We start from the raw sequence: 12,372 nt of genomic DNA, 5'->3' as shown, positions 1-12,372 counted from the left end.
CACAGATGATTCAGCACGCGCCCGGTTCCAGGCAGGAACGCGCTTGCGTGCATGTTTCAGATGCGAAACAATCTCCCCGTGTGTGGCGTAGTTGCGGGGGCGTGACATGCGTAAGCAGGATCTGGGTTTCGACTATCACCGCTATCACCGTCTGCTGAGCGAAGCGGACAGCGAAGACAAGCGGTTGGCCCTGATCGAACTCCTGATCGAGGAAAAGGCGCGCGACCGGCTGGCTGCTCAGCGCGCGTCGGATCGCGCTGCCATGACGGCCCACACCATTGCCAAGGTGCTGAGGAACGGTCGCAGCTGAACCGGCTAAATCCCTTGCGGCCGCGCAGGTCGGGCGTGATCGGTCAGCCTGGACTTTTGGTTGACGGCCCGGGAAACATCGAATCGATCATCGCCTTGAGCTGATCCATTGCGATCGGCTTGCGCAGGATCGGCCTGCGCCGGAGCAAGGACGGCAGCAGTTCCGGACCGTAGCCTGTGGCGAACAGAAACGGTTTTCCGCGACGTTCGATCAGGTCGGCGACGGGATCGACGTAGACGCCCATGAGATTGATGTCGAGGATGGCCATGTCGTATTGCGCGGTCATGGCAAAGGCGCTGGCGTCGCGCACATTGTCCGCTTCCGCGACGACGTGGTGGCCGAGTTCCGCCACCATGTCGGCCATCATCATCCGGATCAACGCCTCGTCTTCGACCAGGAAAACGGAGAGTCCGTCCGCCATATCACCCCCGCAGTCAGCTTACAAAGCTAACCATAACCGAATTGCGGGGAGGATTCACGAATTCGTGGCGGGCGCCGTTAATTCAGATGCGCCCGAACCGATTCAACTTGATCAGTCCAGTCCACGCTCGTGACTGAGGCGCACCATCTCCTGAATGAAGGCCTGCTTCTGCTTGTCGTCGAGGCTCGAATAGAGCGGCTCGGCGGCGTCGGCAACGTTGCGCTGGTCGGCGGCGCGATCAATCAGGAACTGGGCCTCGTTGCGCATCTGCTCGATGATGTCGTCGGGCGGATCCCGCTTGGCGCGCGCAACCCTCAGGTTGAGCCGCTCTGCACCATTATGCCCGAGGTAGTGCATCGCGCTCGAGAAGCCGTACCAGTGCTTCTCCTGGTCCGGCGTGAGGTTCAGCTGGGTCTTGATCCGCTCGATGTAGGAATCGCTGTTGGCGACGATCTGTTCGGCGGTCAGTTGCGGCGTGCCGGGCTGGGTGAGAACCGTGACGTCCTTGTTGCCCTTGTCCTGCGGCGCGTTCTTCGCCTCTTTGGTCGCCTTGGCGCTCTTGCCCGGCTTGGCGCTCTTGGCATCCTTGTCCTTGGCTGCGCCTTGCTGCTTGGCGTCCTTGCTGGACTCCCTGGCGGCTGGCGGAGGACTACCGCTGTTGTTGCCGACACCGAGCACGCCCGTGAAGACCCCAACCACGCCGCCGATTGCGCCGCCGAGCACGCCACCGACCGGACCTGCCGCCTTGTTCCCGGCCGCAGCGCCTTCCTGAACGCCTTTGACCAATCCCTGAGCATTCGCCCAAGTCGCTGCGCCGAACAACAGCGCGAGCATGGACCCCAGCGCGAGCCATCGTCGCAGGTAAGGCCGCGCTGGCGGCGCCGCATTGATCATTCTCGTCTCCATCGTCGATCCAATTGGTCTTGGCGGGCGGAAGCAAACCACCAGCTGAACTCTATCGTTTCCAGCGCTGCGCGGTCCAGACACAGCCGAGTGCTGTCCACGCCGGAAAAGTCTGTCGCGCGAAGCGGTTATGCAGGCTCATTCGAAACTGCGGCGTAATTGCGCAACGGATCGTTCCGGGTTGGTCTGTGCGCTGTGTGCGTCGCAAAAATATACGTCCGCGGTTCACGTCAGACGCATGGCCCTGCACGCAGCGATGCGCGTCCTGGGCACAACGTTAGTTTTAGACGAGGAGCCGCTCGGCTTTCTCGACAGACGCCATCAATCATGATCTGATCGCGCTACCAATTTGCTCCGGGCGGCGTGAATTGTCACGTCGGCCGCCGGCATCAATAAGAAAATTCGAGAACAAGAAACTCAAAAGTCTTTCAGAGGAAACTCCAACAACAACACCCAGGCGAGGAAACGAGATGTCACGCAAGACACTGACGCGGCGTCAATTTGTGGCTGCTACTGCAATGTCCTCCGCGGCGCTGATCACGGCGCCCTACGTCCGGGGCGCTTACGCCGCCGGCAAGCTCTCGATCGGATTCTGGGACCATTGGGTTCCGGGCGCCAACAAGGCCTCGACCGATCTGGTCAACGAATGGGCCGCGAAGGAGAAGGTCGAAGTCTCGATCGACTACATCACCAGCAACAACAAGAAGCTCGAGCTGACGGTCGCCGCCGAAGCGCAGGCGAAATCCGGCCACGATATTCTGCAGATGCCGACCTGGTGGCCGCATGCCTATGCGGACAACCTCGAGCCGGTCAATGACGTGATGGAGCCGATCATCAAGCAGAACGGCGAGGTCAACGACACGGTCAAATATCTCGGCCAGGCCGGTGGCAAATGGCTGGCCATCCCGGCGACCGTCGGCAGCCAGATCAAGGGCCCATGCTCACGGATCGACCTGATGAAGAAGCATGCCGGCATCGACGTGCAGGAGATGTACCCGGTCGGCGCACCGCCAAAGGTGGACAATTGGACGATGGAGACCTTCCTGAAGGCGGCCGAGGCCTGCCACAAGGCCGGCTTTGCGTTCGGCATCGGCCTCGGCGAGACCACCGACAGCGTCGACACCGCCGGCGCCATCTTCAGCTCTTTCGGTGCGGACCTCGTCAATGCCAAGGGCGACGTCACGGTGAAGACCGATGCGGTTCGTCAGGCGCTCGAGTTCTACAAGAAGCTGATTGCCGTCCTGCCGCCTGACGCGGCGTCGTGGGACGATGCGTCCAACAACAAATGGCTGATCTCGGGCCGCGGGGCGATGATCCTGAACCCGCCGAGTTCCTGGGCGGTCGCCAAGCGCGACGCACCGCAAGTGGCCGAGCAATGCTGGACCCACGGCTTCCCGTCCGGACCGAAAGGGCGTTTCGCGCCCTTCCTGCCGTACTTCTGGGGCGTCTGGAGCTTCGGCAAGAACAAGGAGGCCGCCAAGAGCCTGCTCGTTCATCTGTCGCAGCCGTCATCGATCGAAAAATTCGTCGCGGCGAGCGGCGGCTACGATCTTCCGGCATTCGCCAACATGACGAAGCTCAAGACCTGGGCCGAGGAAGGGCCGCCGAAGGGCACGCTCTTTCACTATCCCGATCCCTACAAGCACCAGACGATGTCGATCGCGGCGGCTCCGGCACCGCCGAAGATCGCACAGCAGATCTACTCGCAGGCGACGCTGACCAAATTGGCGCTGCGTTATGCGCGGGGCGAGACGATGGAGCAGGCGCTCGCCTGGGCCGAAGGCGAGTGCGAAGGCTTCATGCGGAGCTGATGCCCGTGCGCCACGGCGGCTCACATCCTTGGGTGTGAGCCGCCGATGATTCCGCCCGTCCCGTTGTCGGGGGAAGGCGACCGTTGCGGCCGGCTTCCCCGTTGAATCTTCCGTAAGAAAGTCTGACCATGGCCGATGTCGTCGTTGAGCAGGGTCGCTCCGTCCGCGCCGCGAGCCCGCGCAAACGCACCAGCTTGCACAACGCGCTCAGGCGGAAGTCGACGGTGGCGTTCTTCCTGACGCTTCCGCTGATTCTCCTGATCGCGCTGCTGGTGCTCTATCCCGCCTTCTACTCCGTGCATCTCGCGACGCTGAACAAGTCGATGCAGAAGTTCGTCGGCTTGAGCAACTTCACCTTCCTGTTCAAGCGCGACACGTTCTGGATGGTCGTGAGGCAGTCCTGCATCTTCGCGATCACCGCGGTGTTCTTCAAAGCGTTGCTGGGCTTCATCGTCGCTCATTTCGTCCACAACCTGCCGGCCAAGGGCCAGCGCAAATGGCGCGGCATGCTGCTGGTGCCGTGGGTGATCCCGCCGGCCATGAGCACGCTGGCCTGGCTGTGGCTGTTCGACCCCTCCTACAGCGCCTTCAACTACACGCTGTCGTTCTTCGGCATCGGCCCGATCCCGTGGCTCGGTGATACCTTCTGGGCGCGCTTTTCCGTCATCCTGGTCAACGTCTGGTACGGCGCACCATTCTTCATGATCATGTACCTGGCGGCGCTGAAATCCGTGCCGGACCAGCTCTACGAGGCGGCCGCCATCGACGGCGCCAATTGGTGGCAGCGGATCTGGTACGTGACGTTGCCGATGATGCGCAACATCATCGCCATCACGACGCTGTTCTCGTTGATCGTGACCTTCGCCAATTTCGACATCGTGCGCATTCTGACCTCGGGCGGCCCGCTGGACTCCACGCATATATTCGCGACCTGGGCGTTCCAGGTCGGCATTCAAAGCAGCGATATTCCGCTCGGCGCCTGCGTCTCGCTGTTCATGGTGCCGATCCTTGCTGTCGCGGCAATCTTCATTCTGCGCGACGTCAACAAACGTGGGAACGAAGCCTGATGAGCACGCTTGCAATCGACAAGGGCGGCCCCACGCGCAAGGTCAAATACCGGAGCATGAGCCGGGATCGCACCTGGGCGCTGCGCTGGTCCTACTTCTTCCTGGTGCTGTTCGCGATATTCTCGCTCACTCCGCCGATCTACATGCTGATCACCTCGCTCAAGAGCAGCGCGGAGATTTCGGCGGCGACCAATCCCTGGTGGGTGTTTCATCCCACCCTCTCCAACTACGTCGAGCTTCTGACCTCGAACCAGTTTCTGCGCTTCTTCTGGAATTCTGCCATCGTCTCCATCGTGGTGGTGATGGTCACCATGCTGATCAGCATTCCCGCGGCGTTCGCGCTGGCGCGGATGAAGTTCTGGGGCTCGACGACGCTCGCGACCGGCGTGTTCCTCACCTACCTCATTCCGGACAGCCTCCTCTTCATTCCGCTGTTCAAGATGCTCGCGGTGGTCCAGGACCTGACCGGCATCACGCTGCTCAACCGATGGTACGTGCTGCTGTTCATCTATCCGACGCTGACCGTGCCGTTCTGCACCTGGATCATGATCGGCTATTTCGCCTCCATCCCGAAGGAGCTGGACGAGGCCGCCCTCATCGACGGCGCCTCCTGGCTCCAGACCCTGACGCGGATATTCATCCCGGTCGCCCTGCCCGGGCTGATCGCAGCGACCATCTTCGCGTTCACGGTGTCCTGGGCGCAGTTCCTCTATCCCCTGGTGTTCACGACGTCGGTCGATCAGCTCGTGCTGCCGGTCGGCATCACGACCACGCTGATCAAGGGCGACGTCTTCAACTGGGGGCAGATCATGACCGGTGCGCTGCTGGGCGCTGCGCCGCCGCTGATCATCTACGCCTTCCTGATGGACTATTACATTGCCGGCCTGACCGCCGGCGCGACAAAGGGTTGATGGCTCATGGCTGAAGTTGCTTTGCGGAAGGTAGTCAAGCGTTACGACGATGTCGAAGCCGTGCGCGGCATCGATCTCGATATCGCCGACCACGAGTTCATCGTGCTGGTCGGCCCCTCCGGCTGCGGCAAGTCGACGACGCTGCGCATGATCGCAGGCCTCGAGGACATCAGCGACGGCGACATCATGATCGGCGGCGACGTCGTCAACGACGTGCCGCCGAAGGATCGCGACATCGCGATGGTGTTCCAGAATTACGCGCTCTATCCGCACATGACGGTCGCCGAGAACATGTCGTTCGGGCTGCGCCTGAAGCACTACCCCAAGGCCGAGATCAAGGCACGGGTGACGGAGGCCGCCCGCCTCCTCGACATCACCGACCTGATCGACCGCAAGCCGAAGCAGCTCTCCGGCGGCCAGCGCCAGCGCGTCGCGATGGGCCGGGCCATCGTACGTAACCCGAAGGTGTTCCTGTTCGACGAGCCGCTGTCCAATCTCGACGCCAAGCTCCGCGTGCAGATGCGGATCGAGATCAAGAAAGTGCACCAGAAGGTGCGCACCACCACGGTCTACGTCACCCACGACCAGGTCGAGGCGATGACGCTGGCCGATCGCGTGGTGGTGATGAACAAGGGCCGGATCGAGCAGATCGGCACGCCGAACGAGCTCTACCACAAGCCGGCGACGCGCTTCGTCGCGGGCTTCATCGGCTCGCCGGCGATGAACTTCATCCCGTGCCGGCTCGAGGATGTCGGCGGCACGCTCCAGATCCGCCTCACCGACCGCATCGCCTTCCCGCTGCCGCCAGCCCGCGCCGCGCGTTACAATTCGCTGCCGCGCACCGACAAGCTGCTGCTGGGCCTCCGGCCCGAGCATCTTACCGAGTCGCATGCGCATCTGGAGCCCGGCGTCGAGACCTTCGACACCGTGCTCGACGTCACCGAGCCGATGGGAATGGAGACGCTGGTGTATTTCGGGCTCGAAGGCACGCCGGTCTGCGGCCGCGTCAATCCCAATGCCGGCGCCAAGGACGGGGCACCCATGCGCCTGGCGATGGACCTCAACAACATACACCTGCTAAATGAGGAAACCGGCGTCGTGTTGTGACGCCGCGATCCAAGAAACGCAGGCAGGGGAGCGATGGCGACCAACAAGAAGAAGATATTCGTTACACAAACTTTGTCGCAAGGGGCACGCGCCCTCCTCTCCCGGCGGGACGATATCGAGCTTGTCGAGTTTGCGAACCTGATCTCGGCGAAGGACTTCGAGGCCTTGTTGAAGAGCCATGCCCCCGTCCACGGCGTGGCCCTCGGCGCAACGGCCTTCGGAGAGACCGAGCTCGAAGCCGCCAGGGACATGAAGGTGGTGACCCGGATCGGCGTCGGCTACGACGCCGTCGACGTGCCCGCCCTCTCCCGCCGCAAGGTGCCGCTGATGGTCGCGGGCAGCGCGAACTCGCCCTCGGTCGCGGAAGCGGCGCTGTTCATGATGCTGACGCTGGCCAAGCGTGCGCAGGAGATGCACGCCTGTGTCAGGGACGGCAAATGGGCCGACCGGCTCGGCATGCTGCCGTTCGATCTCTACGGCAAGACCGTCCTGATCATCGGCTTCGGCCGCATCGGCAGTCGCACCGCCAAGCGCTGCCTGGCGATGGAAATGAAGGTGCAGGTCTACGATCCCTTCAAGGACGCCGCCGAGATCAAGGCGGCAGGATGCGAGCCGGTGCCTGACCTCGACGCCGCGCTGCCAAACGCCGATTTCGTCACCATCCACTGCCCGAAGACGCCGGAAACCGTCGGCCTGTTCGATGCGGCGCGGATCGGCCGGATGAAGCCGAAGTCCTACCTCATCAACACCGCACGCGGCGGCATCGTGAAGGAGGCTGCGCTGTACGACGCCCTGGTCTCCGGCAAGCTCGCCGGCGCCGGCATCGACGTGTTCGAGGTGGAGCCGCCGCCGGTCAGCAACGCGCTGTTCGCGCTGCCCAACGTCATCGTCGCCCCGCATGTCGCCGGCGTGACGGTCGAGGCCGTCCAGCGCATGAGCGAGCAGACCGCGCGCAACATCCTGAGTGTGCTCGACGGTGATCCGATCAGGCAGAACGTGATCAACCAGGACGTACTGGGCTGAGCCGAACTCCGGGGCGGGCGTCGGATGCGCCCGCCTTCGGAGTGCCAGAAAGCGTCCCATTTTGGTGCAGATCGAGCCCCAACTCAGCCTTAATCAAACGCGCGTAATAAGACCCGCCGCGGCGGCAGTGGGACAGACTGGCCGGCCGCGTCGAGCTGGAGGATGAGCCCTTGTCAGAGATCGACCCGACCGACCACGCGCTCGCGACCATCGCCAGCATCCTGGAGCACCCCGAGCCCGTCCTCGTCGTTCGTGAGACCGAGACCATCCGGGAGACCGAGATCGTCGTCGTCGGTGAGCAGCCGTCGGTCGAAGAACATCATGCTGTCGACGAGCATCCGATGATCGACGAGCAGCCGCTGGTGCCGGAACACACCGATGCGGATGGCTACAGCAAGGTTGGCCCCGGTCCGATGGTCGCGATCCGCCTCAAATGGACGGTCCATCGCGGCGATGACGGCCAGTTCTACGTCCACGAGACCATCGGCGAGCAATCCGCCCCCGTGGTCAGCGGCCCGATGACGAGCGAGGCCGCCGTGCGCTTCGTTGACGAACGGGAGGACGAGTCACATCGTCGCTTCGAAGAGCTGCGCAGCGAGATCGCCGGCCGAAGCTCGCTCGCCGACTACGAGCGCAAGGGCGAAGCGTAAAGCCGCATCGGAGGTCGCCGTGCACCTCTCCCGCAGGGAGAGGTGTATACCGAGCCCGCCAACTACTTCCTGCCGAGATAATCCTTCTTCACCAGCTCGACGCCGGCGTGCCGCAACAGGTCGTAGGCGGTGGTGACGTGAAAGAAGAACTGTGGGACGCTGAACGTCAGCAGCAGCGTCCGCCCGGTGAAGGGCAGCTCGGTCCCGTTCTTCAACCTGAAGAAGACATTCCGTTCCGCAGCCGCATCGATCTCCGCGCGCGGCAGGCTTTCGATGAACTCGATGGACGTTGCGATGCGCGCCTGAAGCCCGGCCATGTCGTGCTCGAGGGCCGGCAGCGCCACCGGCTCGCACTGCGCTAGCAAGGCGGGCGCGACCACCGCGTGCCGGCAGGCTTCGCCGACCTGCTGCGCCAGATCGTACATGTTCGGCGAAAGGCGCATGCCGAGCAGAACCGTCGGATTGAACTTGCGGGCCTCCGCATCAGCGACGCCCTTGTCGAGCAGCGCGGACAGGTTGCGCAAATAGGGCACGAAGAGGCCGACTGAGGCCTCGTACATCGAGATCGTCACCTCTGGATTCCCTTCAATTCTGCCTCGCCACCGAGGGGCATCTGGTCTAAATCCACCGCTCAAGGGCTGCACAATGACAGCTCGGGCATGGGTGGAAAAGAGATGATCGTTCGGTTCTGGACGGCTTTGGCCGTAGCGTTGCTGGTGAATGTCTCGGCGCAGGCTCAGCAGGCCGCGCCTTCGCGCCTCGACGAGATCGTCAAGCGCGGCACGCTACGCGTCGGCATGACCGGCGACTACAAGCCCTTCACCTATCTGGACAAGACCACGCAGCAGTTCAGCGGCTTCGACGTCGACATGGCGCAAGCTCTCGGCAACGCGCTCGGCGTCAAGGTCGAATTCGTGCCCACGGCCTGGCCGAAGCTGATGAAGGATTTCGAGGCCGACCAATTCGACATCGCCATGGGCGGTGTCTCGGTGACACTCGACCGGCAGAAGAAAGGCTTGTTCTCCACCCCGATCATGCGCGAGGGCAAGACCCCGATCGCGCGCTGCGCCGACGTCGCCAAGTACCAGACGCTTCCGGATATCGACAAGAAGGGCACCCGCGTCATCGTCAATCCCGGCGGGACCAATGAGCGCTTCGCGCGTGCCAACATCAGGGATGCCGAGATCACTGTCTTCGCCGACAACACCGTGATTTTCGACGAAATTGCCAAGGGCAACGCCGACCTGATGATGACGGACGCGTCCGAAACCCGCTACCAGCAGAAGCAGCATGCCGGTGTGCTCTGCGCGGTCCATCCCGAAAAGCCGTTCGACTTCTCCGAGAAGGCCTACTGGCTCCAGCGCGACATGGCGCTGAAAGCCTACGTCGACCAATGGCTGCATATTTCCATGGAAGACGGCAGCTACAAGAAGATCTACGCCGCCTGGTTCGACTAAAGCGCGATGCGATGAGGATGAAATCGTCATCGCGCTTTAGGTTGTTGTTTGAGCATGATCTTTTCGGAAAACCGCTACGCACTTTTCCGGATCATGCTTGAGGCGTTTTTGGCCGCGTCCTCCTGTCGCTTGCCCCGGCCAAACTTTGGACCGGCTGCGGGCCTATTGAACCCGGAACCACCGGAAGACGACTCATACCAACGACAGTGATCTAGATCACTTTTTGCGAGCGAGCCGGCGCGTAAGCGTTGGTCCGGGGACCACCTGTTCAGGAGACGGAAATGAGGAAGCTGTTGGCCACGGCCGCATTCCTTTTGGCGAGCACCGCCGCACAGGCGCAGTACACTTTCGAGTATGGCGGGCGCACCATCCGCATCGATCCGGACCGCGGCACGGTGCAGATCCCCGGCGTCTACGACAACACCGGCCAGGGCAAGCCCAAGAAGGCGAAGAAGAACGAGACGGCCCCGGGCCAAGCGCCGCAGCAAGCCACGGTCGAGCCGCAAACGCCGGCCGCGCCAGCGCCCGCTCCCGTCGCCCCGCCGCCGGCGGCTGCGCAGGCACCTGTGCCTGCTGCACCCGCTGCCGCAACACCACCGCCTGCACCGCCTCCGGCGGCAACCGCCAGCAATGCGCCGGCCGAGACTGCCGTGCTGCCGCCGCCCTCGCCGCCGCCTGCACCGGCCACGCAGCAGGCAGCTCCCGCCATGACACCACCGCCGGCCCCGGCCGTCGCTGCGGCCCCTCCGGCGCCGCCTCCGCCCGCTCCGCCCCCGGCAACCGCCCCAGTCCAGGCGGCTGCCGTCGCGCCGCCTGCTCCTGCAGCGGCGCCCACGCGCGATCTCAATTCACCGCTCGGCGTCTGGCTGACCGAGGAGAAGGAAGGCAAGGTCCGCATCGAGCAATGCGGCAGCAATCTCTGCGGCTATTCGGTCGACAGCAGATCGAACCAGAACGGCGAGCAGGTCCTGATCAACATGAAGCCCGGCAAGGACCAGAAATGGTCCGGCCGCATCCTCGATCCGAACTCCGGCTCGACCTACGATTCCACGATCGCGATGAAAGGCACCGACCGGCTGCGCGTGCAGGGCTGCGCCTTCGGCGGCATGTTCTGCGGCGGCCAGACCTGGACTCGCGTGAACTGAGTTTTTTGCACTCTCCAATACCGAGTCATTCCGGGGCACGCGAAGCGTGAACCCGGAATCTCGAGGTGAACGCGTCCGGTCGCGTCGCCGATGCCGGCAGCATCAACGTCACCCTGAGCACCGGCATCGAGCGCGCCGTCGGCTTCGGCCGGCTGAACGGCATTTCCGGCTCCGGCACGTGGCGCGGCGCCGTGTGCGCGGGAACGTGGACGGCGGAGCGGATGTAGATTGCCGTGTCCCGGACAAGTGGCAACGCGAAGCGTTGCCGCGCAGAGCCGGGACCCAGAACGCTTCGTGACAGGGCAACTCTGGGTCCCGGATCGGTGACGCATCGCCTTAGGGCGATGCGTCTTGTCCGGGACACGAGGCTCTAGCCCAGCGGACCGCCGTACTCCGCGTCGGTGACCGGCTCGAGCCAGGTCGAGTAGACGCCGTCGAGCGCTTCCTGCATGGCGATGTGGCACATGGCGTTGGTCGGCGATGCCCCATGCCAGTGCAGTTCACCCGGCGGAATCCAGACGGTGTCGCCGGGACGGATCTCGCGGATCGGCCCGCCCTTGGCCTGGATGCGGCCGACGCCGGAAATGACGTAAAGCGTCTGCCCGAGCGGATGGTGATGCCAGTTGGTGCGCGCGCCCGGTTCGAACGACACGCGCGAGCAGTTCAGCCGTGCCGGCGCGGGCGCCATGATCACGGGGTCCTGCAAGACAGTGCCGGTGAAGTGTTCCTTGGGCGCGTGGCGGGTCGGCCGCGTGCCTGCAACAGTGATCTCCATCGAAATGACCTCTCTTCTTCCCGGTTACTTCTTGCTCGCGGCGTAGCGCGCCTTGGTTTCGGCATTCATGGGGTAGAGGCCCGGCAGCACCGCGCCGTTGTTCACCTCGTTGACGATCCAGGCCTCCATCCGCTCCTGCTCGACACCCTCGGCGAGGACGTGATCGAGCATCGCCTGCGGGATCAGCACGCAGCCGTCCTGGTCGGCGACGACGATGTCGTTCGGGAAAACGGCAACGCCGCCGCAGCCGATCGGCTCGCCCCAGCCGACGAAGGTGAGGCCCGCAACGGAAGGCGGCGCGGCATAGCCGTCGCACCACACCGGCAAATTGGTGCCGAGCACGCCCTCGACGTCACGCACGACGCCGTCGGTGACGAGCGCGGTGACGCCGCGCTTGACCATGCGCGCGCACAGGATGTCGCCGAAGATGCCGGCATCGGTGATGCCCATGGCGTCGACCACGGCGATGCATCCTTCCGGCATCGCCTCGATCGCGGTGCGGGTCGAGATCGGCGACGACCAGGATTCCGGCGTCGCCAGATCCTCACGCGCCGGCACGAAGCGCAGCGTGAAGGCCGGACCCACCAGGCGCGGCAGGCCCGGGCGGAGCGGACGGGCGCCGCGCATCCACACATTGCGCAGCCCCTTTTTCAGCAGGACCGTGGTGATCGTGGCGGTGGTGATACCGGCGAGGGTCTTGCGGGCTTCGGGGGACAGCGACATGGACGAGAACGAGCTCCGGATAGGCGGGAAAGAACGCGCGCATCTTGCGAGCCGCAGCCCTTGCGTCAA

General features: G+C 63.9%; 14 protein-coding genes and 1 pseudogene. 10 read left to right on the top strand and 5 right to left on the bottom strand.

Translation table 11 applies throughout. The annotated features are described in order from the left end of the window. The first annotated feature begins 106 nt into the window (after positions 1–106). Positions 107–310 (top strand): hypothetical protein, encoded by a 204-nt coding sequence (locus AC1RQP_RS02010; RefSeq protein ID WP_239623644.1) that lies wholly within the window; start codon positions 107–109, stop codon positions 308–310. Between the two features lie 43 nt (positions 311–353). On the opposite strand, the gene AC1RQP_RS02005 is transcribed toward AC1RQP_RS02010, so the two are convergent. Together AC1RQP_RS02005 and AC1RQP_RS02000 are read right to left on the bottom strand one after the other, a co-directional pair. Further along, positions 354–731 carry a response regulator gene (locus AC1RQP_RS02005; protein WP_239623645.1) on the bottom strand — a complete coding sequence of 126 codons (378 nt, stop codon included), beginning with the start codon at positions 729–731 and terminating at the stop codon, positions 354–356. 111 nt (positions 732–842) lie between these two features. Next, positions 843–1,625: a Spy/CpxP family protein refolding chaperone gene (locus AC1RQP_RS02000; RefSeq protein ID WP_492935731.1), complete on the bottom strand. Its 783-nt coding sequence runs from the start codon at positions 1,623–1,625 to the stop codon at positions 843–845. Between the two features lie 479 nt (positions 1,626–2,104). Here AC1RQP_RS02000 and AC1RQP_RS01995 point away from each other — a divergent pair, with 479 nt between their 5' ends. The 6 genes from AC1RQP_RS01995 (at position 2,105) to AC1RQP_RS01970 (ending at position 8,203) form a co-directional block, all read left to right on the top strand. After that, positions 2,105–3,445 (top strand): ABC transporter substrate-binding protein, encoded by a 1,341-nt coding sequence (locus AC1RQP_RS01995; RefSeq protein WP_492935730.1) that lies wholly within the window; start codon positions 2,105–2,107, stop codon positions 3,443–3,445. A gap of 128 nt (positions 3,446–3,573) precedes the next feature. Next, positions 3,574–4,512 (top strand): carbohydrate ABC transporter permease, encoded by a 939-nt coding sequence (locus AC1RQP_RS01990; RefSeq protein ID WP_239623648.1) that lies wholly within the window; start codon positions 3,574–3,576, stop codon positions 4,510–4,512. Beyond that, a complete protein-coding gene (locus AC1RQP_RS01985; protein WP_028179734.1) occupies positions 4,512–5,423 on the top strand; it encodes a carbohydrate ABC transporter permease in 912 nt (303 codons plus the stop codon). The genes AC1RQP_RS01990 and AC1RQP_RS01985 overlap by 1 nt, the downstream gene beginning before the upstream one ends. A 6-nt stretch (positions 5,424–5,429) precedes the next feature. After that, positions 5,430–6,530, top strand: coding sequence for an ABC transporter ATP-binding protein (locus tag AC1RQP_RS01980; RefSeq protein WP_492935729.1), 1,101 nt, complete (start codon positions 5,430–5,432; stop codon positions 6,528–6,530). Between the two features lie 33 nt (positions 6,531–6,563). After that, positions 6,564–7,553, top strand: coding sequence for a hydroxyacid dehydrogenase (locus AC1RQP_RS01975; protein ID WP_492935728.1), 990 nt, complete (start codon positions 6,564–6,566; stop codon positions 7,551–7,553). Between the two features lie 170 nt (positions 7,554–7,723). After that, positions 7,724–8,203: a hypothetical protein gene (locus AC1RQP_RS01970; RefSeq protein ID WP_239623651.1), complete on the top strand. Its 480-nt coding sequence runs from the start codon at positions 7,724–7,726 to the stop codon at positions 8,201–8,203. 62 nt (positions 8,204–8,265) lie between these two features. On the opposite strand, the gene AC1RQP_RS01965 is transcribed toward AC1RQP_RS01970, so the two are convergent. Next, the gene (locus tag AC1RQP_RS01965; RefSeq protein WP_492936362.1) at positions 8,266–8,763 is read right to left on the bottom strand and encodes a DUF1993 domain-containing protein; all 498 of its coding nucleotides are present in this window, start codon (positions 8,761–8,763) and stop codon (positions 8,266–8,268) included. Between the two features lie 114 nt (positions 8,764–8,877). On the opposite strand from AC1RQP_RS01965, the gene AC1RQP_RS01960 reads away from it, so the two are divergent. The 3 genes and pseudogenes from AC1RQP_RS01960 to AC1RQP_RS01950 form a co-directional block, all read left to right on the top strand. After that, positions 8,878–9,660, top strand: coding sequence for a transporter substrate-binding domain-containing protein (locus tag AC1RQP_RS01960; protein WP_492935727.1), 783 nt, complete (start codon positions 8,878–8,880; stop codon positions 9,658–9,660). Between the two features lie 281 nt (positions 9,661–9,941). Further along, complete coding sequence (locus AC1RQP_RS01955; protein ID WP_492935726.1) at positions 9,942–10,805, top strand: DUF2147 domain-containing protein; 864 nt, start codon at positions 9,942–9,944, stop codon at positions 10,803–10,805. A gap of 65 nt (positions 10,806–10,870) precedes the next feature. Beyond that, positions 10,871–11,032, top strand: a pseudogene (locus tag AC1RQP_RS01950) (hypothetical protein); the annotation flags it as partial. Positions 11,033–11,175: 143 nt separating this feature from the next. Here the strand turns inward: AC1RQP_RS01950 and AC1RQP_RS01945 are convergent. Beyond that, on the bottom strand, positions 11,176–11,580 hold the full coding sequence (locus AC1RQP_RS01945) for a (R)-mandelonitrile lyase (RefSeq protein ID WP_492935725.1): 405 nt from the start codon (positions 11,578–11,580) through the stop codon (positions 11,176–11,178). 24 nt (positions 11,581–11,604) lie between these two features. Then, positions 11,605–12,303: a ribonuclease activity regulator RraA gene (locus tag AC1RQP_RS01940; RefSeq protein ID WP_027550912.1), complete on the bottom strand. Its 699-nt coding sequence runs from the start codon at positions 12,301–12,303 to the stop codon at positions 11,605–11,607. Between the last annotated feature and the right edge of the window lie 69 nt (positions 12,304–12,372).

The sequence above is a fragment of the Bradyrhizobium sp. GW821-FHT13H06 genome (assembly GCF_058803975.1).
The sequence above is the reverse complement of the archived record's forward strand: the minus strand, read 5'-3'. Positions and strand labels throughout refer to the sequence as shown.